The sequence below is a fragment of the Microbulbifer sp. VAAF005 genome, from assembly GCF_030012985.1.
In the GTDB taxonomy this organism is placed as follows: domain Bacteria; phylum Pseudomonadota; class Gammaproteobacteria; order Pseudomonadales; family Cellvibrionaceae; genus Microbulbifer.
Map to the genome: position 1 here is coordinate 969,019 of NZ_CP120233.1, position 25,834 is coordinate 994,852.

The window sequence follows — 25,834 nt, forward strand, 5'->3', positions numbered from 1 at the left end:
TCCTTGGTTAACTTTAACTAAAGCTAGTCATCCACTTTGCAGAAATACTCATAGAAGCCCCATGGAGCTACTTCCCTATAGAAACAATTATCCTCGCGGTGAAGTATTTCTGTCACTTCCCGCGCCTCAAGCTCATCATAGTGATTTAATTCAAAATACTGTTCCGACTCAGAAACCAGTGTATACGAGGCGAAGTTATGACTTTCCTCAGTATTGAGTTCCTCCTTATCGAAGTAAACCCTCACCTCAGTTTCTGTAAACTCAAAAAATAAATGCCCAAAAAAGTCATCCTCCATAAACTTTCGCGCTTTCTCTGGGACTCCCTGAACTTTAATCATACTGGAAATTGTTCTGTCCGCATTAGATTTCCAAACACCTACTAGCGCACTCTTTTTAGCCTCACATGCAAATATAAAGGGGAATATAGAGAAAAAAAGCACTAATTTTTTAATCATTTACCACACCAACAAATAGGATAATCAAACCGAAAATATATAGCCCTATAAGGCCACCGACAGGCCCAGACTATGAATTGAGCCTCCTAGAGCTATCACAAAAATCTGGACGTAGCGAATACAATTCGAGCCCCTACCCTGAAAATTTTAACCTACTAGCCGTAGTTAACTTTGCAATCACAGATCCCACAGAAATGTGAATCTTCCATCCATACGAATCAACAAACTATTAAGAAATAACTTTTCTATCGTAAAAGAAAGATCAAATCAGGCTGCTACATATATTTTCAACAAACCTACCCTGCGGACACACCTATTAAAACCCTGACTTAGAAGCCTACATCCAACTTTAAACTTAACAAAAACACCCTAAGCGCAAAAAATATAACCACAGTTCCTAGTAACTGAAGCGTAATTTGCACCCACAAGCCCTACAGGAATTTACCAAGGTAATATGCTATTAGTTAGCGTGAACCTTTGCGCATCCTCATGGTGCTGCCACGTTTCATTTCAACTTCATCTGCAGTAATAGATATGAGCTTATGTGATCCAACATTCGACATCATCAATCTATTTTCTTCCACAGACCAAGTACCATTCTGCCTCCAAAAACTATCAACCCAATGATATGAACCATCTTTATTTAAAGTTATCGTAACTTTTTTCGAGACCACATTTCCTGCCGCATCCTGCTCATAAAAGGACCAGGTGCCATTAAGCTCAGCAGCCTCAAAGGCATTAGCCATACCTGAAACTAAAGCAATAAGACTCGCCAGAATCAGTTTTCTCATTATTACTTTCCTCTAATTTAGAATCTCTGATTTTACCGAATTCCACTCATATACACCCAAAAAACAGCAGGTCAGATGCACTACAAACAGTGCTGCAACAGGTATCCCAAGTCCGTAACTATTTGGCTTCTGGATAAAATTAACGGAAGCTATATTGAATTTATTCAAACATCATCAGCATACCATGCATAAACTGAGCAGCAATCTATAAACAAATTAAACCACTCTATAAACACTTCTCATGAACGCATCAACAGCCTCCATATTATCAAGAGAACACGTAAGCTCTACGGGTGTTTCACCATCGCTATTCGGTAACATTTTACCCCCCAACTTTCTTAATAAAATAATAGCATCGGGTTAATTTTGTTCTGCTGCGCAATGTAAAAGGGATCTCCATATTCATTTCTGCACCTAACAGAATCTACATCATGCCCAATAAAGCCCTGCACTGCCTCTACATCTATAAAATTTTCCTCAACTCATAGTATAATTCTTACGCTCGTCATATTAGGCCTTAGGGTGCTATCTTTTTCATGATAATCAAACAACTAGCAAGCATGGAGTAACAACCCCAAGGGCTCATCCGACCGCGATATCATACTCGGTATAAAATCATAACCGTTACTTATCGAATCTAACTTTAGGCATTTTATAGTAGTGTAGTACCGACAAAATGGTACCAATTGGTATATTTAACAAAGAAAAGGCCGCAAATATATGAAGGGGAATTTGACACCAGGATTTTCTACGAAAATAACCAATAATACAGAATGCTTCAGCCCCAAAAAATAAGGTGATAAAGCCAGCAACCATCACATTGGCTACCGTAATATTATCCTCGGCCCCAATCAATCCAACCACAAAGATTAAAATAAAAATAACATCTCCAGCAAGCCGCAATCCCCATACAAAATTCAATGTCTGGATTGCCCTGGATTCTTCTATTTGCCGGCGCGACTCAGCCAACCTCTCCGAAAGAGATAAATCCTTATATGGCTTCGTCGACTCTAATTCAGAATCAGGAGGGCTATAAATTGACTCTTCCATTTTTACACCTACTTACATAAAATTTCTTGACACATATGCCTTACATCAGGCCAACAAACTCCTAAGGCTGTGATACCCCAAATACTACCAGGCTAAAGCGCCGCAGCCTATTTTTTGTTTACCCTACATTTCTATTATTATATTTACGAATCAGTGCAATTGCCAACTTAGATTTATTAGAGATGATTTTTTTCGTAATCCCTCAAGAACGAGAACTTCGGCAGCCTGAAAAGTTAACAACTTTTCCTTTGCTTCATCGATATTTCCCGCTTCAATACTCTGAAAGATATCATGATACTTTACCGCACTATATAAAGCATAGTTTTCGCGCAATTTTCCGCAATGACGAGCATCTGTCACACTCAGTTACAGTGATTAAGTAGAAAACTGGAACCAACAGCCCACACAACTTCATTTTATTTCATATGACCAATATGGATCCGAAGATTTTCAGTAGCGTACTCGCCATTACTAAGCTTTTTGGCATCGAAGCCAAAGATTAGATTGCCCTTGATAGTACGGATTTGTTCCTGCAACTTAGCTACAGAGGCTTGGAAGTTACTATACCTTACCTCGGAGTCCTTCACTTGGCCAAAATGAATTGCATTGTCTATCAGACACTCCGGTCTATACCGTATATGTAGAATTACAGTTTTTGGCGGATCGGGCTCTGAAAGCCAGGAAAGACCATGATTGACAAATTCAAACCTATAGTGATCTTTGCCAATTTCTTCGAAAAATTTTGGTGTGGTATTGATAAAAAGAATACTCGCCAGGGTATTGCTGGCGATGAGGCTTACGATAAGGACTAGCAATATCTTCATGGGATATAACACCCCTAATCTTACTTTATTAAAACGGGTCTTCCGATTTTGGATAGCTCGCAAGCTGATACTTCTTTGCACATATTTTGCAGGCCGCATCGATTTTGAGCGTATAGTTGACCAAGTAACTAGAGGCATTAATAACCTTAGGTAAAAAATAATATAGAAATAGTAATACTACTACCCCTCCAGGGACTATCCTCTGACCAAATATACCCCTTTCAGTGAACGAACCACCCTCAATGGAAGATACAAGTGTGACCGATGCTAACCAAGTAGCAATAATGGCAATTCCTATGAAAAACCCTAACAATATACAAAGCCCTAGTGAATCAAGAAGACTCGCTTTGTAGTCGATTTTCGGAATTAGATACTTCCCACAACATTTCTTCATAGTGAGTTTTAACCCCAGCCGCACAAGCAAGCAACCTGCCACAAGCACAAAGCGTGAAACCTGTATTTGTGCCGGTGCTCCCTACGAATAATTTCAGTCATGAAGACCAGTACCCATATTATCATCAAGCACTTCTCCAGTTTGGTGGAGCCCGACGACTGTAAAATTTTCAGCCACCCAATGCAGATTGGTAATTATTTCTCGAATCGCTTTTCTATCCAGACTCAAGCTTAAGTGTGCGTAGAGAGACTGCAACTCACCGGAAAGCTGTATGCAAGAAGTCGCGACTATATCAAGCTTCCATCTCAATTCTTCAGGTTCCATTTTTTATTACTTATAATCGGGATAGGGAGGCACCTCACGATGCCCCTCCTCCCACACCACCAGGCATACGGGTCACGTACCATGGCGGTTCAATTCTATTCCCCTTCCTATCTGCCAATTCCGGCAGCCCCAAGTTCCTAAAGTATCTATTTGGCAATGCTCTGTAAAGGGCAGGACTTTTGCTTAGCCTCCATGGTCCATGCGCTGATTTGGCCGTGTTCCACGCTAAAAAACGATCAACGCCCAGCCTTCTTAATCTGCGGTAACCACTACGTCCCCATTGCTTCCATAAATAACATCGCAACTTCCGCCTTATCCACTTGTCCAGATCTTTCAGAGGGCTCAGTACTTCACTGATGTCAAAGTACGCTTTCCAACCAAGCAGGGACTTCTTTAACTCTTCTATGATCTGAGTAAACTTGCGGCCTCGTGTTCGGCGGGTGACCATTCTGATCTTTGCCTTCAATTTATTAATCGATGATTCTGATACCTTTATCCGGGCATCCTTCTTCAGCAATCTAAATCCTAGAAAGCTCCGCTTCCAGAAGTGATCCTCTGCACTCTTCTCAGTATTTACTGTGAGCTTCAGCTTACATTTGATGAAGTGCGTAAGGCTTACTTTTATCCGCTCTGCAGACCGACGACTTCCCACCAGTATTTGAAAATCATCGGCATATCGTACAAAACTGAGTTGCCGCTTGTGCAGCTCCCAGTCCAGTTCATTAAGCACAATATTCGCTAGAAGCGGAGATAACGGCCCACCTTGCGGGACGCCTTTTATTGTAGCTATTACCTTGCCATCGACTACCGTTGGCGCTTTTAGGTATCGGTTTATCAACCCCAGCACATCAGCCGGTATTCCGCTTTGCTTCAGTGTTAGCATGAGCCTGTCATGATTCACTTCATCAAAGAAGGATTTCAAGTCCATATCGATCGTCCAGCGCTTTCCTTGCCGGACAAAGTTTTGGACCTGTCTAATCGCCTGGTGTGCCGATCGATTTGGTCTAAAACCAAAACTAAGAGCATGAAACTTCGGCTCCCATTGCTCACTGAGTATCTGTGCGATAGCTTGTTGGATCAACCTATCTTGCACAGTGGGTATACCCAATGGACGCAGGCCTCCATTGCCTTTTGGTATAAAGACGCGTTTCACCGGTTGAGGACGATAGCTACTACTTAACACCTTTTGTCGGGTAGCAATCCAGGTCTGCTTAAGATGTTCCGGCAACTGTTTTACCGTCATACCATCGAGACCTGGCGCACCCTGGTTACGAGAAACTTGTTGTAATGCTCGAAACAGATTATTCCTATCTAGAATTCGCTGCATTAAAAGAGATGGGAAATTGGACAATGTATGATTAAGTTTCCAGTTTGATGTTCATCCAGAAAAAAATATTTTTTTTCTGGCAACTAAGTTACTTGTCAGATGCAGTCATCAAGCTCTGCATTAATAATACTGTCCAGAATTGTTCAGGCCTTCAGTAGCACGAAATCTACCTACTATGCCCTCTGCTGACTTCTATGGGTCGGTCAAAACCAATCTCTCAGTTTTCAGTTATTCCATTAACAACCCATAGACCTCCCAGGGTAAGACATTTAACTTTCTTCACGTAGATGCTGGATTTATAAAACGTAGGCCAATTGTGGATGGAGAGCTTTATGGTCACGTGCCCACTGGCTCCACCTACGTCACACCTCATATCCAGTTCTTGTTCATCACCCCGTGAATTTGCGTTGAGCTTCCTCCAGCTAATACCTCGCGATATTAACCTTGCCCTTTCGCTAACCTTCGGCTCCACGAATACCTGGTAAGAGGACTTTCACCTCTCTAGTTAAATGTCATGCCTGGCACACACGTTGCCGGAAATGGTAGCCAAAGCGGAGCGTAGGCTATCCAGCTGCCACCCACTGGGTGATCCCTCTAGGCCTGGTTATACTGGTACACACTGAACGACCTACATACTCTATGTCAGCCACCTTTGGGTGGCCACTACCCAGTTAGTCTATAAGGAAAAATACCACAGTTTCCCCACCAGTTAACTATCTGAATCGCAATCCACGATGTGTGAAATTGGCTTGCAAGGCTTGTTGACTCATAACGAAATATTGTGCCAGTTTTCAGAGCAACTTTCTGGAAAAGTGTGATCCGGCAGAGGTTAGTACTTACCGCAACTACAAACTTCCTAAAAATTGACCGTTATAATAACGACTACTGCAGGGGGAGCTGGACTATAGGCTGCTGCGCAAAGGGCCGAGGGCCCGTGGCAACCTACTTGCATTTGTAATACGTAGTTACGACCACACTACCCACCCAATTATGAAGCCCAAAGCTAGACACGTAAAACCTACCTTTACCAATGCGTTCCTCTCTGCGGTACTTTCCATAATAGAACCTTGTATATAGAGTTCTAGAACTGCTTTAGATACAGAGAGCTTTGGTCTTGAGCTAAAACATGCTAATAAAGCCGCTTGAACATTTGGAACCCAGCATGACGGATGATCATCCAAATGATCATAATCGAGAGCCTGCTGAATTTCCTTCGCCTCACCTGTCCCGTGCAACTCGGGACTCTCAGCGATCTCTTTAGCTTTTCGATAATACTCGTTTACTTTCACAACCCAATACCCGTATAACGAGGTTGAAGGAGAGCTTACCCCATATTTCATACCGTACTTCTACGTAAATATCGTCTACTTACCAGTGAAAACTTAACCAGAAACCGTCTAGAACCATCATTTACAGTTAATATTCGATCATATGTAAGGAGGCAAAGACACACATTAGCTTTTCTACAACCTGAGCACCTGTGTTTGGGGCCGAAAATCCCAGCCTGCGGAGTGAGTGAGCAACATGCACTTATTAGGCATTTATGCAACACCCCATTCTTTTTAACTATCAGATTATCAACTTTAACATACTTTAGGCTATAGGACCGCTGTATTGGCCTAATGGCTTCTTTAACGAAATTTAGCATTAACTGGGCATGCTCTTTATCCCATACCCACAATAATTCACCTCGGAGTTCTCATTAGCAATAAGCGTGCTCGGCCAGTTTAATTCATACTTTCTATTCGAGCGGTAGTGAGAGCACTGAACTAAACTATTGATGAGCAAAGGATAATCACCGCTGTGTGTATCGTCTCCACCTCTTAAATAACGACTTGATTCAGGCGGCGCTTTCCAGCTAATTCGAGAAAGGAACCTTTCGAGCACGGCCCCCCAACTGATAGGCTGGCTTTGTTTCATCCGGATGATCATCATTTTTCGGTAAGAAGTTAAACGGTTCTTCGAATTTTGCGAGCTCTCCACAATTGAGGCACTTAATGTCGATTGGCTCACGCTTCATTATGAGGCCTAATTCCTGAAGTAACAGTGAAGTACGTAGTATTGAGTCCGGCACGCGAAGCCTGTATATTGTCGCCGCATGTTCATGGCTTAATAAGCAAAGTACTCGATAGCTTCGCCATTGTTTTTTTGTTGTTCGATTATAAATTAAACCTTTACCATCATAAAGATACTCGACCTCAAAGAACTTCTCTTCCTCTTTACACTTTGTAAGTTTAGGAGTCTTGCCAGTACCACAAATCAGCTGAATGTAGTAGCCCTAACCTTCCTATATTCTTGCGCAACCTCTTTTTCATCAATAGCCTCAGATACAACCTCAGGAGAAACTTTCAATCCTGCACCTGCATAAGCTTGCTCAGTAGCACTATCACAAGAGGAAGCAATTTCTGGCAGAAAGGCATATAAAAACATTGCTATTTGAACGCTCATACAGTTACCAGCCCATTAATACTTCAATCAGTCAATACTTTATCGGCGGGCTGTATTAAATGATGATGACTTTTCACGCATAAGAAATAGGCCCATGCAATCAATATGATTTGCAGTGGTCCGCGTATTAATAAATAAACAGCCCCCCATTGATGCCCCCCAAGACCAACACCATTTAGTGCCGCATAAATATTCGCCGGAAAGAAAATAATAAAAACTACAATAGCAAGCCTTGCAGCAAGGGACTGATATCTTGGCACAAAGAGAGCAACACCTATCAATAGCTCAATCAATCCAGTGACGTACACTAATGCTAGGCGAAAAGGAATCCAAGACGGTAACATTTCCACCATTCCTTCCGCTTGAATAAAGTGTCCAATAAAGAAAAATATAAAGGCTATTCCCAACCCCCAACAGGCATACTTTGTAACATTCAAAGGCGTGTCACTAAACTTCGAATAAATAAAGGAAATAGCCAAGGGGCTGGACAACAGAAAAAGAATAATTATTGGAGTTACCATAGCATCCTCATAACAAGGGTGTAAAAAACTCAGCCCTCTTTTCGCGTTGTGATTCTACATAAAAAATAGCCCACTCATCAGTGAAAGCTAAATTAGAATTCAGGTAAAACCCCACACACGATCAATATTTAATCATGCTTAAAGGGTCATAGATACACATTGGTATCCTACAGCCTGACCATTGCCAACAGAGCAGTCAAAGCCGAGCGTAGGCCGCCCAGTCCGGCAATGGTTGATTAATTCTACTTAACTTAGTTAAAACTTTACACTGACATCTTAAAGTATCCATAAATTAAAATCCCAATAAGTACCAGACAAAAGATAGGCAAACGTAAAAACCACATTTTACCTACAAGCCGATGGCAATCGTCACACCATGCGCCCGTGAATGGAACCGGACCAGGATAATGACAAGTATGACCATTAGCACCACATCGCTCGCACTTTCCACAGTACCCTTTTGGTAAGCCTTGCTTTATTAGATGTTTTGGTGCCTCTTCGTCATCCCAGACACCGCAGTAACACCCTCTTTCCTCTGCTTTTTCTCTATGGCTCATTTCGGATTTTACTTCCTACAACAAGAGCGGCTAATACGTAGCGCAAACCGTCCAACCGATCTACCAACAGAGGCCAGAACTAACCGGCTGTAATTGTTGTCAAGTTCAGCATTGGGCTTCAATATCATGACTTTTCTTTTTTCAAAATGGTTAAGCCACCTGAGTATGAAAGTATCACAAGGAGATTTTTTACAAAATAGTCAGCGCCTTTATCTAGTGCTTTGCAAAGGTTTACCTCACATGAATGCTCAGAAACTCCTGCATATTGCCCGGGCAACGACTTTAGCAATTAATTAATAAAAAAGAACTCTCATCAAAAGAAGTTTGTATGCCTCCATTAAAGGTAAGAAAGTGATCCTACCCACCAACGACGGACACTCTCTTAAGCGATAAACTACGCAGCAGAGGTGCTCTATGACAAGATCAAATAAACCAACCAAAACCACTCGTAAACAGTACTCAGAGGAGTATAGAAAGGATGCCCTAGCACTTGCGCTCAAAGTTGGGGTAAGCGTTGCCGCTAAACAGCTTGGGTTACATCCTTCTCAGATTTACGGATGGCGAAGCAAGGCTAAGTTACATCAGTGCCGAGGGGATGCCGAGAGAGAGCTGGCCACAGAGAATGCTCGCCTTAAGCGGCAGCTGGCTGAGCAGGCAGAGGAGCTGGCGATCTTAAAAAAGGCCGCAGCGTACTTTGCAAAGAGCCTGAAATGAGGTACGCCTTCATGCAAATGCACAGGCATGAATTCAGCATCAAAGCGATGGCCAAGGTATTGAACGTATCTCGCAGTGGGTTTTACGACTGGGTGTCAAGATCGGCCGGCCAATCCAGGTACCAGCAGTACCGAATGCAGCTCGATAGCTTGGTACAGCAGCGCTTTATAGCCAGTAAAGAACGTAGTGGCTCTCCTCGCCTGACGAAGGAGTTGGCCAGTGAGGGGAGTAAATATAATCAAAAAACAATTGCTGCCAGCATGCGTCGACAGGGCCTACGGGCTAAAGCCGCCAAGAGATATAAAGCCACAACCTATTCAAAACATGGTCTGCCAGTAGCTCCAAATCTGCTCGAGCAGAACTTCAATGCTGAAGGGCCGAATCAGAAATGGGCTGGGGATATAACCTACCTGAGAACGGAAGAAGGTTGGTTATATCTGGCTGTAGTGATAGACCTATATAGTCGGCTAGTTATTGGTTGGGCGATGTCAGAAACGATGACAGCTACATTGGTCTGTGACGCTCTTCAAATGGCTTTATGGCGACGTAAGAAACCTACGAATGTTATCGTGCATACTGACAGGGGAAGCCAGTATTGCTCTAAAGATTATCAATCTTTGATTACAGCTTATGGTCTGCGGTGCAGCATGAGCGCCAAAGGTAATTGCTATGATAACGCTTGTGCAGAAACATTCTTTCACTCACTTAAGGTAGAAGCAATCCATGGTAACCGCTTTCCCACAAGGTGCCTCATGCGAGAGACCGTATTTGAGTATATAGAGATAGACTACAATCGAAATCGCTTACACAGCGCCAATGGCTATCTCAGCCCTGAGGCGTTTGAGGAACAACTAGTCGCTTAGTGGTGTGTCCGTTGTTGATGGGTAGGATCAGGCGCACCCTGGTTACGAGAAACTTGTTGTAATGCTCGAAACAGATTATTCCTATCTAGAATTCGCTGCATTAAAAGAGATGGGAAATTGGACAATGTATGATTAAGTTTCCAGTTTGATGTTCACCCAGAAAAAAAAATTTTTTTCTCTGGTAACTAAGTTACTTGTCAGATGCAGTCATCAAGCTCTGCATTAATAATACTGTCCAGAATTGTTCAGGCCTTCAGTAGCACGAAATCTACCTACTATGCCTTCTGCTGACTTCTATGGATCGGTCAAAACCAATCTCTCAGTTTTCAGTTACTCCATTAACAACCCATAGACCTCCCAGGGTAAGACATTTAACTTTCTTCACGTAGATGCTGGATTTATAAAACGTAGGCCAGTTGTGGATGGAGAGCTTTATGGTCACGTGCCCACTGGCTCCGCCTACGTCACACCTCATATCCAGTTCTTGTTCATCACCCCGTGAATTTGCGTTGGGCTTCCTCCAGCCAATACCTCGCGATATTAACCTTGCCCTTTCGCTAACCTTCGGCTCCACGAATACCTGGTAAGAGGACTTTCACCTCTCTAGTTAAATGCCATGCCTGGCACACACGCCTAAATCAGGTGCGCCGTAGGCGTCACCTGGATTTACTTGGTACGCCCAGCATGGGCGTGAACTAATGGGGTGAAAGTCCCCTGTAGGAAGATCACCGTTTAATGGACTTCATTAAATGCTAACTACTAGCGAATGGCAACTGCAACACCGTGAGGTCTTGTGGGGAGGAAGCCGCTAGCAAAACTACGAGCTGACGGACAGAAACATCATATAAGGCTTAGCCTGGAGGCGAGGTGGCCAAGAACACCGAAGCCATGTGATCTAACGGGTAGAGTAAATGATGCAGTTGTGTAGTGAAAGTTCACGTTCTTATCTGGGGAGATCTGTTCAACCTGCTGCTGTAAAGCTGTCAGCGTGGCCGCTGACTCATAAGTAGGCTCAGCCCGCTAGCCACTATCGCGGGGGTAAACAAAATTGGTGGAACACAGCAGCGCCTTGGTCAGTAATGATCAAGGTGATTAAACAGAAGTCAGCCGACGGCATAGTAGCCTAATGCCAAGATTAATACCTTGGATACGGTGAAGGCCTGAACCCAAAATCCACGAGTTAAAAGACAGGGCTAGCTTACGGATATGTTGCCAGCCGGATATAAAATTGACGTAGCGCACTGCCATGACACTCAACTCAAATGAAAATCTGCTTGAAGCCATCCTCAGCAAAGAAAATCTTAATGCTGCATGGAAACACGTGCGAAGCAACAAAGGTGCCGCAGGCATTGACGGGATTACTGTCGATAATTTTGTGCAGCACTTCAAGGCAGTTGGCGACGAGCTCATCGAGACCATTCGACAGGGTCATTACCAGCCGCTTCCCGTCAGGCGCGTCTACATTCGCAAGCCAGATGGTGGCCAGCGTGGTCTCGGGATACCTACGATCTTTGATCGTGTTATTCAGCAGGCTATCGCCCAAATCATCGGTCCCTGTTTCGATAAAACCTTTTCGGAGTTCAGCTATGGATTCCGCCCAAAGCGATCACAGCATCATGCGGTGAAAAAGCTGCGAAAGTATATCGAGGGAGGGAAACGAATAGCAGTGGATGTCGATTTATCCAAATTCTTCGACCGGGTAAATCATGATTTCCTCATGAGTTTACTTGGCCAAAGAATCAGCGATAAGCGCGTACTCAAACTGATCGCAAGCTACTTGCGTGCAGGAAGTGTAGAAGATGGATGCTGGAAAGCCTGTCATGAGGGGGTGCCACAAGGTGGCCCTTTATCGCCGCTGCTCTCCAACATTGTACTCCACTTGCTCGACAAAGAGCTGGAAAAACGCCGACACAATTTCGTCCGCTATGCGGACGATTTTGTGATTGTGGTTTCCTCTAAACGCGCGGGTGAACGGGTTATGGCGAGTATTAAACGCTTTGTTGAGCGCAAGCTTAAGCTCAAAGTTAACGATACTAAAAGCCAAGTGGTTCCTGTCAGCCGTTGTAAGTTCCTAGGCTTCTCTTTTCGGGGGCAAAGCTTGTCTGGCATGATAAGTCCCTGCTCCAATTTAAATACCGCGTCCGACAGATTACAGGGCGATCTCGTGGTATCTCTATGGAAAAGAAACTGAAAGAACTTACCGTATACCTCCGTGGTTGGATCAACTATTTTGGAATAGCGCAAGGCTATCAAAAATGTATCGATCTAGACTGCTGGATACGACGGCGATTAAGAATGAGCTATTGGAAGAATTGGCGCAGAGTGAGAACGAAAGTTCGAAATTTACTGCGTATGGGTGTGAGTGAATCGCTGGCAGTTACCTGCGGCTCGTCCGGTAAAAGTTACTGGCGAAGCGCAAAAACTGAGGGTATTCATATTGCGCTCAATAATGAGTTCTTCGAAGGGATGGGTTTGATTTCATTGCGAGATCGTTGGGTAGAGATTCATTACGGATAGGGAACCGCCCATTGCGGACCCGCACGATGGGTGGTGTGGGGGCCGGTAGTTAGAAACTACCGGCTACCCGATTTAGCACTACACTACAATGTGCTCACAAAGTGATTAATTATAGATTTTTTAATTTCTGGAGCTGTTTCTTTACTGAAACCATGACCGGTTTTATAAGAATTATGTACTACTTTGTATTTAAAATTTTTATTCTGTAAATACAACTCTATGTCTTTGGACATTTGATAGGAAGGCCAAACTTGATCATTTTCTGCTGAAACCATTAATATAGGACCGTTTATATTCTCAAACTTAAATAATGACTTCTTCACATTATTTAAATTTCCTAAAGCAACGTTAAACCTGTCTATTAATTTTGCATTTGAATCTAATCCTAAGCCTAAAGCTGGAATATCTTTATCTTTAAACGTCCAAGCAGATTTTGGTATTGTTAGTCCATACCATGCAACTTTGCTTGGTGTAGTAACAGCTATTGACTTAATTCTAGAGTCCATTGCAGCAAGTAAAAAAGCAGCTTCAGAGCCACGAGAACCACCGACTATACCGATCCTAGAAGAATCTATTGACGGATGTGATTCTAAATAATCAATTGCATCAACAAAATATTCCATTGGAATTTGGTCTAATGTTTTAGGAAGCCCTTTTTCTTTAAAGTATGCTAGCGCAAGAACGGCAACACCGTGAGGGGCGATCATTTCACCATTAGCATTACCTGTGCTCAATCCACCTTCAGAGCCACCAAAAGCAATTACTACGGGTAACTTATGTTCAATTTTAGGTAAATATAGATTAGCAACTAAATTTTTATGTTTTACCTTACTTGTTTCGTATTGATAATTTTCAGCTTTTAATGAAAAAGAAAATAATGAAAAGGTTAAAAGAAAGAACGGTATAAATTTTTGCACGCCATCTCCTTGTAGTGCTAACATTTATATAGTAATCACTCTGACCACTATTGTATTGACTACTATCTCATAATCAATCTACCGCCGCCACTACAGTTTCTCATTAGAAATCAGCTAGTTACACTAAAATGGCACGATTAAACAAACTACAAAAACGATCACCATGACTACTATCTCAATTTCACCCTACTCACGTAACCCCATAATTTTTAAGTGTTTTCCACAAACTTTCAGCCGAACCCAGAAATAACACTCATCATGATCATATTTCTCCAAGCTGGCACTTACCAACTGGCGTAAATTATAATCTGACCAACATTCAAATGAGCTTAACCGTGAGCAAGCTCCTGAAAATTAATATTCAGAAAGAGGGAGCAAGTTGAGGGCAGGCATGTCTGGATGGCTTAAGTAGATTTTAAAGGCCAAGAAACTACCTCTACACAATAATCTGTTATACCTCTAACCTTTCTTACTGCCAAAAATCTATTTTTGAATATTTAAACGTTCTATCACTTCCAACACCGAATCAAAACCCTTGGTATGAAACGCAGTCATACCCACCTTATTCGCCACCTCTACGTTTCTAGAGATATCATCCATATACACAACACTACTGGCTTCGACTTCCAGCTGCTCAAGCGCATGCTTGAAAAATGCTTCATCGGGCTTTGCCATACCTATAAGGTGGGAAGCGAATATTCTGCCCAAATAGTTATGTGCATTAAATTCATGAGTGATGCGTGGCCAGTGAAGTTCATTGGTATTTGTCAATGCGGCCACTTTGTAGTTTTTCTCTAGAGAACTGAGTAATTCAATTGCTCCTGGATAGAATCCAGCAGGCCAGTTTGTGAAATGATCGATAATAGTCTCTATCGATTCCTCTATTTCCAATTGAGATTTTAAAGCGTTTGCAAATTCTTCCGTGGTGATTTCTCCTCTCTCAAACTGCCTTACCGGACCGGAAATAATGACATCTGTCACAGGCGCTTTACCGGTTGGTAATGGACGGCCTTTTAGCTCTATTAGTACGCCGCCGAGATCAAACAGTAATACATCAATTTTCAAAACCCATAACCCTCATACTTTCAACAGCCAGAAACAAGCTTCGCACTCTTCACCATCAGATACGCCTCGGAGAAATCAAGGCTAGTGCCATCAAATTAGCCAATATCATTCTTATCGTCCTACTTTCTTCCTCTCTATGATCTAAGATCCCAAGTACAATCAGAAGCTAGTAAGCAAACTATGACGACTTCCCTTCATGAGCTTGTGGAGATGGTGCTCGCAAGAAAGATTAGCGCAGTATCACTGATTGAAGAAGCTTGTGACAATGCAGTTGCTCATTCCGAACTCAATGCTTTTATCTGTCTCGATCGGCATGGTGCCCTTCAAAAAGCCAAGTGTATTGACAGAGAATTGGCCTCCGGTAGCCACCGTAGGCCCCTTGCCGGTATCCCCATCGTTGTTAAAGACAATATCAATGTAAAGGGTATGCATACCACTGCTGGGACCCTCGGCATGAACTTTCTGCCGAAGTCCTCTGCCCCAGTGGTTGAGCGGCTAGAGGGATGTGGGGCCATAGTGGTTGGGAAGACCAATCTACATGAACTCGCCTTTGGCGTAACCTCCAATAACGCTGCATTTGGTGCCGTAAGGAATCCGTGGGACATCGCTTGCTTCCCCGGCGGTTCATCGGGGGGCACCGCTGTTGCTGTAGCCGCGGGGATTGTACCCGCTGGCCTCGGCACCGATACCGCCGGCTCCGTCAGATTACCGGCGGCGTTAACTGGTATTGTTGGCTTTCGCCCTTCAACTGGCAGCCTTAGCAGCCAGGGAGTCGTACCCTCTGTGCCAGCATTTGACACTATCGGCCCTTTGGCTGTTAGTGTCGAAGATACCATCTATCTGTTTGAAGTGATGACAAGGGGCTCCGTACCCCAATGCAAGCCAATCAATCAGTTGCGCTTGGGGCTTGCCCACCCTCTATTTGACAACCTCTCACCTGGAGTAAACCAGTCTTTCAGGGCTCTAATAAGCACCCTTATTGATGCCGGAGTAGACCTTGTAGAAGTAGACCTTTCACCAATAGTCAGCGCCGCTCTCGAAATCGGATTTCCCATCGGGTTTCATCAGATGCGGACAGCCATGGGGCATTTCCTGGCAAATTATCAACCACAAACTCAACTAGAAGGTTTGGTAGCAATGATCAAAAGTGAGGATGTGAAAGAGGTCTATCAGGAATCAGTGCTCGGCCCTAAGGCACCGCCAGACTCAGCCTATCAAGCGGCCTTAAAGAAATTGCCTGCTGTGCGCGACAGCTATTCGAAGATCATCCAGCAGCATCAACTGGACGCGATCGTATTTCCAACTGCACCTATCGAAGCGCAACCCCTGGAAACATCCTCATATCAACTGGAGCTAAATGGACAGACACTCCCCACCCTGGACACACTGATATACAACAATGTCTCCGCACCAGTTACCGGTGCCCCAAGCATCAGCATCCCCATCGGGCCTGGTACCAATGGATTACCGGTGGGCTTGGAGATAGATGGGTTACCTGGAGCGGATTTGGCACTACTTGCCGTAGCTAGACAGATCGAACAGGTAATAACACTCCAAAAGTAAGAGGAACTATCCCCCCTCTTCCCCTCGGGGAATTGTCTTCCATATAGCGGTATTACTTGATGAGTAAATTGCTTTACCGTCAGTTGCTACGCTATACACACCGCCGGGAACAGGGTAAAGATTAACCAGGGAGCCGTTCTCTCGATAGTGTCGCAGTCCGTCACCTGCCGCCACCCACAGATCATTTTTGGGGCCAGTAACAATAAAACCATCAGGAATCCCTACTGGTACCGACAACACCCATTGCTTCTCTTCCAATTTTTCCGGGGTTAGCAAAGAGCTTACATAAATGTCTTTTGTTTTTTTGGGGTTGTAAGGATTCTTTCCATCGATAGCTGCAGTATCACCAATATAAATTTGGTTGCCCATTGGAGAGATTGCCAACCCATGAGGCATCATGTACTCCGCTGACAAGCGAATTAACATTTTTGTTGAAGGATCAAAAGCGTAGACAGCTGGCGTTAACATTGGCTCAGGCTTGAAGCCTTGGTTGTAGCCATAATCTGGATCGGTGAAGTAGATCCAGCCAGAGGGTGACTGTACAACTTTATTGGGTGAATTAAATGGCTTACCTTTATAGGCATCTACGAACACTTCTCGTTGACCGTCTGAAAGGCTTATGCGGCTGATAGCGCCCGGGATTGCTCCTTTCCCCTGCTCTGCAACCAATAAATGTTCACCGTCATTGCTAAGCCACATGCTGTTTGCCATATTGCTTCGGTGCTTCCAGGTTACAACTTCGCCAGTAATAAAGTCGTAGTAACGGATCGATATTTGTGGATTCTCAATCTCTAAATCTGGAACACTGGTGAAGTAGAGACGTTTCTGGGAGGGTACATAAACAAGCCCCTCATGTGCATCCGTTTCCACCAAGATCGAATGGGTAGCCTGCATCGGGGAATTCCCCAGTAGATAATTGCTGTAAGTAATAGCCAAGAAAAGGACTGAGCTGAAAAGCAAAGAAAAGAAGACACTGGGGGATTTAGTAGTCATATCGCCCCTAATTAGACTTTATCTGTACGGATACTTCGGCGACTATTCTACTGTGAGCCGCTGAAGGTATCATCAGGGTCATTCTCTGAACCCACACTGGAAACGGCCTTATCCAGCATTCTATTGATCTCCCCACTCTCCTTTAGGCTTTCTAGAGCAGCATTTAATCGTTCGAGCAGTTCCTTATTCCCTTTCTTAACACCGATACCAAAGGGCTTTGGCGGGAAGTCTCCACTAATATTCACCAGACGATATAAAGTCGGATAGGCTGATGCCTTACGCAAAAGTACTAGGTTAATAATGTCATTGGAGGCAGCATCAGCATTTCCGCTTTGAACAGCCTCTAAGGTCGCTGAGCTTGTGGGCGCTACAACCAATCTTGCCCCCTCCAATGACGGCAGGACAGCACGCATTCTTTTTAGGGAAAGTGAGCCTTTAGTAACAGCAATTATCTTACCTTCCAGATCAATAAAGCTCTCAATATCGCTATCTTTATGGACCAGTAAACCCTCCCCAGTGACGTAATAAGGAATCGAAAAGTCCACTTTTTCTTCGCGCTCTGGAGTGATGGTAAACTGGGATACCACCATATCCACTCTTCCGTCTTCAAGTGCCTTTATACGATCCTCATCCAGCACACGGGTTAGCCTTATATAGCCAGGGCCGCCAAATAACTTCTCCCCAATTGCCCTGACCAGGTCAGGCTCAAAGCCTTCTATAGCGCCAGAAGAGGGTTCTCTATACGCCAGCCCTGGAATATCATAAGTAACCCCAGCAACTAGCTCTCGATCCTCAAGATCAGCCCAAACATACCCCACATAAATAACCGATAAAACTAGCAAGCTGCCTATTAGACGGGACACTAGATACATAGCTAAGATCCAGTAATTTCAAATATATTGGCTCAGAGCCCCCTAAGTAATTCTGTAATATCCACTGAGACACCAAAGGCCGAAACCTTAGTCGACTAGCAGAAAGAGGCTATAGGTAAATATAGGCGTATATAAAACCAATACAGGTGATACTGCACTTTAAGCTACTACGGATATTGGCTTGCTGGCGTATCTATAATTGACAAGCGGACTATTCGTGCCACCAATACAATAAGCGCAATGTTTTTTCATTTTCATAATTACTAACATTGCGCTTGTTGACACCCACTTACTGCTTAGCACCTAACCCTTTCTCTTTTTCAACACCATCAGTTTTGCAAAGGTACGCACGGAGACTGTCTCCACCAAGTAGAAAGGACTATCACTAAAGAGTTGGTTCCATTCACTCAACGTTCGCTCCCGCCCACGAGTTCCCATCAACATCTGCATGTCCATGGCAGCCAAATTAAGGTCTGCGCCCTTCTCAGGTAATACTGCGTCAACAATGGTGAGCGTAGCATTTTGCCCTTGCATGGCAGAGTAAATATTATTAAGGAGTCGCTTTGCCTTACTGTCATTCAGCAAGTGAAAAACGGCCGTACACAAGTAGATATCCTTATCACTATTAGCTACCGGCAGCCTATCGTTAATAATATCTGCTGGGAAGAAGTCCAATCGCTCTTCAACTGAATCACTCAATGAGTTTTTCCAGTACTCTCTTGCCGTCCCCTCAACATTATTCCTGTCGACCACCATCGCCATCATGTGTTTATATGAAGAGAGGACACTCGCACTTTTGCTGCCTTTTGCCCCGCCCAAGTCAATAATCCTATCAAACCTGCTCCAATCAAAATCTTGTAAATACTGTAGCCCGGTAAGATTATCAACGGTATCCATAGCGTCCGAAAACAGCGTGCTCACAGATTGATGATCATTCATATAATCAAACATTTCCTGATCATAAACACCTTCAAAAGGCACACTCCCATCTTTAATATGGTCTTCAAACCCATTAAACCAAGGCTTGCTGAACTCAGGGGAGTTATGCATAAGCACCATGCTTCTTACGCTGTTACTGGCATCACTGCGCAACACTTCAGAGTTTCGATTGTGTGAAAAGTGCCTTGCTTTTACCTCCTTAAAAATCCCCATTGCACACAACATCCTCATCAATCGATATAGATGCTCTTTATCTGCATTACAATCATTTGCCAGTTTTTCTACTGGAACAACTTCACCGTTAATATGATCAGCTATATTGAGTCGGACAGCCGTATACAGACATCTAGACTGCCAAAATAGCGATCCAATTTGCATTACTCGAAATGGCGGCGGCATCAGAGCATTAGGAATATTACAAATACTATTAATCATATTAGAAGCGCGTTGAAAGACCCAATTTACGGCCCTATTTCTTTGCATTGACTGGGGCATAAGAACTCCTCAGAAATAACATCTGATTAAAAATAGATAAAAGGGACAGGCGTCAACTTGCTGAGGCCATATCGCTATAAGCTTTGCAAACCTGACTTCAGAAGTCGGCCATTAAACTCTGCAAGCTGTTTTAAGAAATCGGGGTCCATAACGTGCCCCATTTGCTCTTCCAGGACGGGTTTGGCCAACATCGGCAACATAGCCAAACTGACAAATGAAATCCTGAGTAAATCATACTTGGGGTCTTCAGGTTCAGCTTCTTCACCCTTAATTTCAGCTAACCGCCGAGACCCCCTTTGACGCCCCCGCTCCAGGAGCTGACGGATCACATTTTTCCCCGGCCCTTGATTAAGGGCCATGACTTTCAGGATCAGAGCCGGAAACTTGGGATTCTCTTGCATGGTGGAGTAGTAAAGGGCAAAGAAATCTCCAAAATCCCAATCGCCATCAAGGCTGAGTTGCTCTACGGCCTCGATCAATGGCAGAAGGGTTTGGCGGATCATATCTTCATAGAGGCCATCCTTGCTACCGAAGTAATATCGAATCATCGATACCGCCACTCCAGCCTTAGCAGCAATCTGGCGAGTTGTGACCCGTTGGTACTCATCGTTCAAAAAGCACTCTCGCGCCGCATCGATTAGCCGATTGGCAACATCCGACTCCTGCATAGGCCCGCTCCTTCCTATCTAGCTTGCAAGAGAGGCTAACAGGGCACTCTACTGCCTTCCAGGCTATTTGTTGTTCAATTTGAGGGGTTTGTACGACTGGTTGACGTGGCCCCATATCCCCAAACTGGATACGACCCCACTCATTCATATGAAATTGTCTCGAAGATATTCGTAGTTTAGAGCAAGTGGATTTGAATCTGGCACTAATTACCCAGCTAACAAAGCACCTGGGTGATCTCTAATATTCAGAATACAAGTATTGCTAATAACACCAAGATATACACTCGAAAATTGATAGTCATCCTCTACATTTTATCTCGTTCGTAAGCCCATCCTTCGAGAAATGCCACGAATCAAATCTCGCATTCTGAATCAACTTAAAACCACCTATCGACCTCAAATCCAAACATCGGTATTCTCCCGCGCGGCGGCATATTCATCCTGATTTAACTTGTTGCCAGAGTTAATCAGACATGCCTCCTACTCGACTATTTATGGATAAAAGTTTGGCAAAACATTAAAAACATTTTCAAAGCAGGAACATGAAAATGAAACTATTTACCAGTACAGCACTGGGAATTTCAGCGACCTTGACTCTAACCTTGCAGTCGGCAGTGGCATACAGTCAGGCTGTAGATATAACGATACCAAGTTACACCGGCAATGAGTTTGCTCAATTGGAAGAGCAACCCAAATCGAGCCAAGTCATTATTGATGGCAAACTATACCAGCTGACCGGAGATATGCTGGAGCCAGTTCAAGAGGATTCCGGTCAAGTTAGCATTATGTCCGCTGTTGAAATATCAGCGAATAAGTGGCCTGATGGAATCATATATTACGACTTTTACGATAGTGTCACTGAAGAAAATCAACAGCGTTTTATCGACGCCACCAAAGTCTGGGAAGAAATTGCAGACTTACAATTTTTAAGGCGCACCGATCAATCAGACTACGTTCACGTAAGAAACGGAACTGAAAACCGCTCCATGGTTGGAAAAACTGGCGGCGGGCAATTCTTCAGCATGAACAACTGGGATACCAAGTACATTATTGTCCATGAATTGGGCCATGTTATTGGTATGAGGCATGAACATCAGCGATCTGATCGTGATGAATATGTCGAAATCATTGAGGATAATATTAAACCCGAGTATGTCCACAATTTTGATATACGGCAAACCCACAACTACAGTAACTATGACTTCCTGTCTGTCATGCACTATCCATCACGTGCATTTTCGGTTAATGGCCAAGAGACTATTATCCCTAAAACGGGTTATGAGCACTTCAGCCGTATAATGGCCCAGCGTATCGACTTGGGCGGCGGTGATCAGGTTGCGGCAGCATCCCACTATGGTGCGGTCAATATTAATATTCCTGACCCTGCATTCAAGTCATATTTGACGTCCTATTTCGACACAAACAACGATGGTGAGATCGACAGCCTGGAGGCAGCAAACATTGAAGAAATTCGCACTCCTGGCAACGGGGAAATCCAGTCACTGCAAGGTATTCACGTATTCCGATACTTAAAGCACTTAACCGCTGTTAATGAAAACCTCACCGAGTTACCCGAATTACCTAAACGTCTAGAAACGTTAAATATTGCCGGCAACTACTTGGACACTGCACAATTCGTGTGGGTAATGGACCGACATTTCTTAACCGATATTGATGTTACGGACAACCTCCTCGATGTCTACTCCTGCGAGGCACTTGAGTTAATTGATTCTTATCTTAATGAAGGGAGCATTAGCTTCAGCCCCGCTAAAGGCGGTAACTCAATAGTTTGTGATGAGGAGGCAGAGCTAACTCTTATTCCATCAAAAACGCGAGAGAACTTAAGTAGCAAAGGCGAAAAAGTATTCCATATCGACGTGCCCGAAAATGCTCAAACCTTGACAGTTATTACTGACAATTCAGGCGATGAACTGGGCGGTGAAATGAATATGTATGTGGCCTATAATCGCCAACCTACCACAGCCGATTTTGACTTCAGTTCTAAAAATAGCGGTAATATTGAAGATATTGAGATCACTTCGCCAGAAACCGGCCGCTGGTACATATTACTGTCTCCTATCGAACGCTCCTTCGAGGGGGTAGATTTGACGGCAACGGTAACCCTGGCTGATCAGTCCGACAATATTCTGATTAATCAGAAACCTGTCAGCGGTCTTAATGCCAGTGCAGGAGAGTCGTTGTTCTACACCATGACAGTACCGGAAAATGCCAGCGACCTTTCATTTGAGATATCCGGTGGTAGTGGCGATGCGGATCTCTATATTCGTTTTGCTAGCAGACCTACTGAATCAGTCTATGATTATCGGCCCTATTTAGGTGGCAATGAGGAGTCCGTTGCTATAGCAAACCCAACTCCCGGGATCTGGCATGTCATGCTCCACGGCTACTCAGACTTCGATCAAGTATCCCTGACCGGCTCTTTTACTGAATCATCTACTGATGAATTTTTAATCCCCGGCGAGGTTATCTCTGACCTGAATGGCCATGCAGGAGATCAATTAGAGTTTAAGATTGAAGTTCCTGAAGGAGCGACCCAGCTTTCTGTAGCTACGGGGGCTGCTCTGTTCAACTCCGTTGGTGATGCAGATCTCTACATCAAGCACGGTGAACCCGCCACTGAGTCAAATGCCGACTACGCTTCTGAAAACTGGGGCAACTATGAATCCATAGATTTGAACGCTCCTCAATCGGGCACTTGGTATATTACCATCTATGGTTATACCGACTTTGAAAATGTTTGGATTAGTGCTGATTATTGATGCATGAATAATTAACTAATATGTTGGTAGTAGAGCTTCGTTAAATCAACGGACTCTACTACTCCTCTTGAGGAGTAAATTTGCATAGAATTTTACTAATAACTTAACCACTTGTAACATTACAGTATGTATTTAGAGGTTAAGAAATGACTATTCCAACGCGCCAGATCCGCGCTAGCTTTAACAATCACACCATTCGCGTCTACCAAGCATACAATACAGCCATTGCAAATTCCGCCCTACAAAACGGAACCTTTGTATCCCCACCATTCAAAATGGAACGTATGACTTGGATTAAACCCTCTTTCCTATGGATGATGTACCGTTCGGGTTGGGGAGAAAAAGACAACGGACAAAACCGCATTCTGGCGATAGATATCACTAGAGAAGGATTTGAATGGGCCTTACAGAATAGCCTGCTTAGCCACCAAACCAATCAATACCCTACGAAAGAAGCATGGTTGGAGGCTAAGAGAACTACACCTGTCCGTATTCAATGGGACCCTGAACGGAATTTAGATCTGGAACCCCTTCCTCACAGAGCTATTCAGATTGGGCTGTCGAATAAAGCTGTAATGCTTTACGTTAACGAATGGATTCAGAAAATTACTGATGTAACTGAAAGCGCCCACAGAATTCACCAACTAGTCAAAGCGGGAGAATTTGAGCAAGCGGAGAATCTTCTTCCCTCAGAGGTTGAGTACCCCTTAAGTGTTTCATTAAAAGAAAGATTGGAAATGTAAATCTGCACGGCCAATACCAGCGTTAAGCCCCTGTGACACATCCAAAAACCGCAAAGTCCGATGAAAATTTTGGTCAGCAAATGGGGCTCAATTGAACTGATGGTATTACTTTTAAAAACCAATATAGAGAATGACAAGCAGCGTTATCCTTCTCCCCAGAAATACAACAACCCACAGTAGACTTTTCAAAAAAACACAAAATATAGGCACTAAAATGATCTTATTGGATTTTATTAAGTTTGTTTTAGTGTCAAAGCTGCGTAAAATTGATGAATATTTATCGGAATTAGAGTCTTACCCAGCAGTTTTTTAAGGATTGTTGATTCAAGTAAATCCAAGACTCATTTCTCAAAGGAGAACAGTAGCGTGACGTAAAAGTAAGTAAAAGGCGCTGACCCAAGGTGCGCCAACACCAGGGGCCAGCTAACCAAGTTGATAAACGCACTATCAAAGGTCGAGTAGACCAAAGGAACTTCCCCTTCGACCTCTCACAGAACCGTACGTGAACCTCTCAATTCATACGGCTCTTCGTATTCAGCACATTTTCAATCTTCCCATTCTCCAGTGTGCAAACAAGCCGCGCATTTGTTGACGAACTTTTCCAATAAAGGCCCAACTTTTGAAACAGCTTCGCTTCAGATGCTTAAACTTCTTCCTGGCCCAACGCATCAGCGTTTGGTCAAGATACTTCTGAAGTCGATAAACACCATATCTCCGCCCAAAGTGACCATAGTAGTTCAGCCAACCCTGTATTGCGGGATTAAGTACTTTTGCCATTTCAGATAGTGATCGATCCACCCAGTTTATTACTCGCCATTGCCTGACCTTATCCTTAATCCTCTTGAAGGCCTTAGGGCTCATTGAAGGACTAAATGCGGTGAAGATCTGTCCTTGGCGATTCCTTGCTTTTCTGGGACCAAATCGAAAGCCCAGAAAGTCAAAGTGGATCACTGGGTGGGAGTCTTTACGATTACTGTTCTTGCAATAGACCTTGCGCGTTTTCTCTGGATGAGCCTCAAGCCCGCAGGTAGTCAAGCGTGCTTTTAGAGCCGCCAGTAAGCGATCCGCCTCTCGAGGATTACGACAATGGTAAACAGCATCATCCGCGTAACGCTCAAAAGGAATATCTCTGTGCGTTCTCACCATCCAGGCGTCCAGCGCGTAGTGCAAAAACAAGTTTGCCAGTAGAGGGCTGATTACACCCCCTTGTGGAGTACCTTGTGTTCGCTCTTCAAGCTGTCCGTCCCGATGTTGTACTGGAGCCGTTAACCAGCGCTGTACATAGAGCCTGACCCACTGATGATTATTATGTTTATCTAATGCCTTCAGCAGGAGTTCGTGATTAATATTGTCAAAGAAACCCTTGATATCTAAATCAACTACCCAGATTCTATCCCAGCATCGTTGTCGAGCTCGGCGCACTGCGTCTATAGCAGATTTGCCTGGCCGATAGCCGTAGGAGTCAGGGTGAAATACCTTCTCCAATTCTGGCTCCAGCAGTTGCTTAGCCACCATTTGCGCAATGCGATCTTCGATTGTGGGGATACCCAGTGGTCGCAGGCTGCCATCGAGTTTCGGAATATCCACTCGTTTGACGGCTGATGGAAAATAGCTGCCAGATGACATCCGATTCCATAGCTTGTACAGGTTTTTGGCGAGATTCGATTCATATTGCTCTATCGTTATCTCATCAATCCCCGCTCCGCCGCCATTGGCCTTGATCTGCTTCCACGCTTCCCAAACCGCTCGCTTGGGAATATTGAATGGCTTTGCGCTAATCGTTAATTCCTCCCCATCTGGGTTGATTACACGGTTAGTCGCCGAATACGACAACCCCTTCGCTCCACGTCCATTACAGCCGCTTCTCCACTACTACGGGTTGTTCCGCCCCTGTGACCAGTCTTGGTACTCAACGTCTTGCAGGGCCTCTACTTGACGCTCTTCCTTAACACCTGGACGACAGGTTCTCCTGTTCCACCCAAAAGCCTGTTGTGTGTTCACGCCACCTCTATGC

General features: G+C 44.0%; 23 protein-coding genes. 7 read left to right on the forward strand and 16 right to left on the reverse strand.

What is annotated here, in order from left to right; translation table 11 throughout:
• Positions 1-23: 23 nt before the first annotated feature.
• From P0078_RS04200 to P0078_RS04215, 4 genes are all read right to left on the reverse strand, one after another.
• On the reverse strand, positions 24-455 hold the full coding sequence (locus P0078_RS04200; RefSeq protein WP_282933226.1) for a hypothetical protein: 432 nt from the start codon (positions 453-455) through the stop codon (positions 24-26).
• Between the two features lie 464 nt (positions 456-919).
• Positions 920-1,246 carry a lipocalin-like domain-containing protein gene (locus tag P0078_RS04205; RefSeq protein WP_282933227.1) on the reverse strand — a complete coding sequence of 109 codons (327 nt, stop codon included), beginning with the start codon at positions 1,244-1,246 and terminating at the stop codon, positions 920-922.
• 624 nt (positions 1,247-1,870) lie between these two features.
• Positions 1,871-2,296: a hypothetical protein gene (locus P0078_RS04210; protein WP_282933228.1), complete on the reverse strand. Its 426-nt coding sequence runs from the start codon at positions 2,294-2,296 to the stop codon at positions 1,871-1,873.
• 150 nt (positions 2,297-2,446) lie between these two features.
• Positions 2,447-2,656, reverse strand: a complete 210-nt coding sequence (locus P0078_RS04215) for a hypothetical protein (RefSeq protein WP_282933229.1) — start codon at positions 2,654-2,656, stop codon at positions 2,447-2,449.
• A 329-nt stretch (positions 2,657-2,985) separates the two neighbouring features.
• Between P0078_RS04215 and P0078_RS04220 the strand changes: the two genes are divergently transcribed.
• Positions 2,986-3,108, forward strand: a complete 123-nt coding sequence (locus P0078_RS04220) for a hypothetical protein (protein ID WP_282933230.1) — start codon at positions 2,986-2,988, stop codon at positions 3,106-3,108.
• A gap of 499 nt (positions 3,109-3,607) precedes the next feature.
• On the opposite strand, the gene P0078_RS04225 is transcribed toward P0078_RS04220, so the two are convergent.
• The 5 genes from P0078_RS04225 to P0078_RS04245 all read right to left on the reverse strand — a co-directional run bounded on the left by P0078_RS04225 (position 3,608) and on the right by P0078_RS04245 (position 8,134).
• The gene (locus P0078_RS04225) at positions 3,608-3,838 is read right to left on the reverse strand and encodes a hypothetical protein (protein ID WP_282933231.1); all 231 of its coding nucleotides are present in this window, start codon (positions 3,836-3,838) and stop codon (positions 3,608-3,610) included.
• Positions 3,839-3,872: 34 nt separating this feature from the next.
• A complete protein-coding gene (gene ltrA / locus P0078_RS04230; protein WP_282933232.1) occupies positions 3,873-5,165 on the reverse strand; it encodes a group II intron reverse transcriptase/maturase in 1,293 nt (430 codons plus the stop codon).
• 965 nt (positions 5,166-6,130) lie between these two features.
• Positions 6,131-6,505, reverse strand: coding sequence for a hypothetical protein (locus P0078_RS04235; RefSeq protein WP_282933233.1), 375 nt, complete (start codon positions 6,503-6,505; stop codon positions 6,131-6,133).
• A gap of 919 nt (positions 6,506-7,424) precedes the next feature.
• Positions 7,425-7,613, reverse strand: coding sequence for a hypothetical protein (locus tag P0078_RS04240; RefSeq protein WP_282933234.1), 189 nt, complete (start codon positions 7,611-7,613; stop codon positions 7,425-7,427).
• A gap of 23 nt (positions 7,614-7,636) precedes the next feature.
• A complete protein-coding gene (locus tag P0078_RS04245; RefSeq protein ID WP_282933235.1) occupies positions 7,637-8,134 on the reverse strand; it encodes a DoxX family protein in 498 nt (165 codons plus the stop codon).
• A 971-nt stretch (positions 8,135-9,105) separates the two neighbouring features.
• Here P0078_RS04245 and P0078_RS04250 point away from each other — a divergent pair.
• From P0078_RS04250 to P0078_RS04260, 3 genes are all read left to right on the forward strand, one after another.
• Positions 9,106-10,268, forward strand: a protein-coding gene (locus P0078_RS04250) for an IS3 family transposase (protein WP_282933236.1) whose coding sequence is annotated in 2 segments (ribosomal slippage) — positions 9,106-9,364 and positions 9,364-10,268 — 1,164 coding nt in all. Because the reading frame shifts where the segments join, the coding sequence is not laid out codon by codon here.
• A gap of 1,246 nt (positions 10,269-11,514) precedes the next feature.
• Positions 11,515-12,459 (forward strand): group II intron reverse transcriptase/maturase, encoded by a 945-nt coding sequence (gene ltrA / locus P0078_RS04255; protein ID WP_282933237.1) that lies wholly within the window; start codon positions 11,515-11,517, stop codon positions 12,457-12,459.
• A complete protein-coding gene (locus tag P0078_RS04260) occupies positions 12,444-12,785 on the forward strand; it encodes a group II intron maturase-specific domain-containing protein (RefSeq protein ID WP_282931778.1) in 342 nt (113 codons plus the stop codon). Before ltrA (P0078_RS04255) ends, P0078_RS04260 begins: the two co-directional genes overlap by 16 nt.
• An 83-nt stretch (positions 12,786-12,868) precedes the next feature.
• On the opposite strand, the gene P0078_RS04265 is transcribed toward P0078_RS04260, so the two are convergent.
• Together P0078_RS04265 and P0078_RS04270 are read right to left on the reverse strand one after the other, a co-directional pair.
• On the reverse strand, positions 12,869-13,702 hold the full coding sequence (locus tag P0078_RS04265) for an alpha/beta hydrolase family protein (RefSeq protein WP_282933238.1): 834 nt from the start codon (positions 13,700-13,702) through the stop codon (positions 12,869-12,871).
• Positions 13,703-14,185: 483 nt separating this feature from the next.
• The gene (locus P0078_RS04270) at positions 14,186-14,767 is read right to left on the reverse strand and encodes an HAD family hydrolase (RefSeq protein WP_282933239.1); all 582 of its coding nucleotides are present in this window, start codon (positions 14,765-14,767) and stop codon (positions 14,186-14,188) included.
• Between the two features lie 180 nt (positions 14,768-14,947).
• On the opposite strand from P0078_RS04270, the gene P0078_RS04275 reads away from it, so the two are divergent.
• Positions 14,948-16,330 carry an amidase family protein gene (locus P0078_RS04275; RefSeq protein WP_282933240.1) on the forward strand — a complete coding sequence of 461 codons (1,383 nt, stop codon included), beginning with the start codon at positions 14,948-14,950 and terminating at the stop codon, positions 16,328-16,330.
• Positions 16,331-16,336: 6 nt separating this feature from the next.
• Here the strand turns inward: P0078_RS04275 and P0078_RS04280 are convergent, their stop codons facing one another.
• The 4 genes from P0078_RS04280 to P0078_RS04295 form a co-directional block, all read right to left on the reverse strand.
• Positions 16,337-17,224 carry an SMP-30/gluconolactonase/LRE family protein gene (locus P0078_RS04280; protein WP_282933241.1) on the reverse strand — a complete coding sequence of 296 codons (888 nt, stop codon included), beginning with the start codon at positions 17,222-17,224 and terminating at the stop codon, positions 16,337-16,339.
• A 146-nt stretch (positions 17,225-17,370) separates the two neighbouring features.
• Positions 17,371-18,195: a transporter substrate-binding domain-containing protein gene (locus P0078_RS04285; protein WP_282933242.1), complete on the reverse strand. Its 825-nt coding sequence runs from the start codon at positions 18,193-18,195 to the stop codon at positions 17,371-17,373.
• Between the two features lie 303 nt (positions 18,196-18,498).
• Positions 18,499-19,629, reverse strand: a complete 1,131-nt coding sequence (locus P0078_RS04290) for a methyltransferase (protein ID WP_282933243.1) — start codon at positions 19,627-19,629, stop codon at positions 18,499-18,501.
• Between the two features lie 74 nt (positions 19,630-19,703).
• A complete protein-coding gene (locus tag P0078_RS04295; RefSeq protein ID WP_282933244.1) occupies positions 19,704-20,297 on the reverse strand; it encodes a TetR/AcrR family transcriptional regulator in 594 nt (197 codons plus the stop codon).
• A gap of 548 nt (positions 20,298-20,845) precedes the next feature.
• On the opposite strand from P0078_RS04295, the gene P0078_RS04300 reads away from it, so the two are divergent.
• Both P0078_RS04300 and P0078_RS04305 read left to right on the forward strand, forming a co-directional pair.
• The gene (locus tag P0078_RS04300; RefSeq protein WP_282933245.1) at positions 20,846-23,077 is read left to right on the forward strand and encodes a M12 family metallopeptidase; all 2,232 of its coding nucleotides are present in this window, start codon (positions 20,846-20,848) and stop codon (positions 23,075-23,077) included.
• A gap of 146 nt (positions 23,078-23,223) precedes the next feature.
• Positions 23,224-23,820, forward strand: coding sequence for a DUF4291 domain-containing protein (locus tag P0078_RS04305; protein ID WP_282933246.1), 597 nt, complete (start codon positions 23,224-23,226; stop codon positions 23,818-23,820).
• 534 nt (positions 23,821-24,354) lie between these two features.
• Here P0078_RS04305 and ltrA (P0078_RS04310) read toward each other — a convergent pair.
• A complete protein-coding gene (gene ltrA, locus P0078_RS04310; protein WP_282931929.1) occupies positions 24,355-25,653 on the reverse strand; it encodes a group II intron reverse transcriptase/maturase in 1,299 nt (432 codons plus the stop codon).
• Between the last annotated feature and the right edge of the window lie 181 nt (positions 25,654-25,834).

Bases quoted from the DNA above. Each gene is read 5' to 3' on its own strand.
- P0078_RS04200 (WP_282933226.1), bottom strand. From the start codon at position 455: ATGATTAAAAAATTAGTGCTTTTTTTCTCTATATTCCCCTTTATATTT.
- P0078_RS04205 (WP_282933227.1), bottom strand. From the start codon at position 1,246: ATGAGAAAACTGATTCTGGCGAGTCTTATTGCTTTAGTTTCAGGTATG.
- P0078_RS04210 (WP_282933228.1), bottom strand. From the start codon at position 2,296: ATGGAAGAGTCAATTTATAGCCCTCCTGATTCTGAATTAGAGTCGACG.
- P0078_RS04220 (WP_282933230.1), top strand. From the start codon at position 2,986: ATGATTGACAAATTCAAACCTATAGTGATCTTTGCCAATTTCTTCGAA.
- P0078_RS04225 (WP_282933231.1), bottom strand. From the start codon at position 3,838: ATGGAACCTGAAGAATTGAGATGGAAGCTTGATATAGTCGCGACTTCT.
- ltrA (WP_282933232.1), bottom strand. From the start codon at position 5,165: ATGCAGCGAATTCTAGATAGGAATAATCTGTTTCGAGCATTACAACAA.
- P0078_RS04235 (WP_282933233.1), bottom strand. From the start codon at position 6,505: ATGAAATATGGGGTAAGCTCTCCTTCAACCTCGTTATACGGGTATTGG.
- P0078_RS04240 (WP_282933234.1), bottom strand. From the start codon at position 7,613: ATGAGCGTTCAAATAGCAATGTTTTTATATGCCTTTCTGCCAGAAATT.
- P0078_RS04245 (WP_282933235.1), bottom strand. From the start codon at position 8,134: ATGGTAACTCCAATAATTATTCTTTTTCTGTTGTCCAGCCCCTTGGCT.
- ltrA (WP_282933237.1), top strand. From the start codon at position 11,515: ATGACACTCAACTCAAATGAAAATCTGCTTGAAGCCATCCTCAGCAAA.
- P0078_RS04260 (WP_282931778.1), top strand. From the start codon at position 12,444: ATGGAAAAGAAACTGAAAGAACTTACCGTATACCTCCGTGGTTGGATC.
- P0078_RS04275 (WP_282933240.1), top strand. From the start codon at position 14,948: ATGACGACTTCCCTTCATGAGCTTGTGGAGATGGTGCTCGCAAGAAAG.
- P0078_RS04280 (WP_282933241.1), bottom strand. From the start codon at position 17,224: ATGCAGGCTACCCATTCGATCTTGGTGGAAACGGATGCACATGAGGGG.
- P0078_RS04285 (WP_282933242.1), bottom strand. From the start codon at position 18,195: ATGTATCTAGTGTCCCGTCTAATAGGCAGCTTGCTAGTTTTATCGGTT.
- P0078_RS04290 (WP_282933243.1), bottom strand. From the start codon at position 19,629: ATGCCCCAGTCAATGCAAAGAAATAGGGCCGTAAATTGGGTCTTTCAA.
- P0078_RS04295 (WP_282933244.1), bottom strand. From the start codon at position 20,297: ATGCAGGAGTCGGATGTTGCCAATCGGCTAATCGATGCGGCGCGAGAG.
- P0078_RS04300 (WP_282933245.1), top strand. From the start codon at position 20,846: ATGAAACTATTTACCAGTACAGCACTGGGAATTTCAGCGACCTTGACT.
- P0078_RS04305 (WP_282933246.1), top strand. From the start codon at position 23,224: ATGACTATTCCAACGCGCCAGATCCGCGCTAGCTTTAACAATCACACC.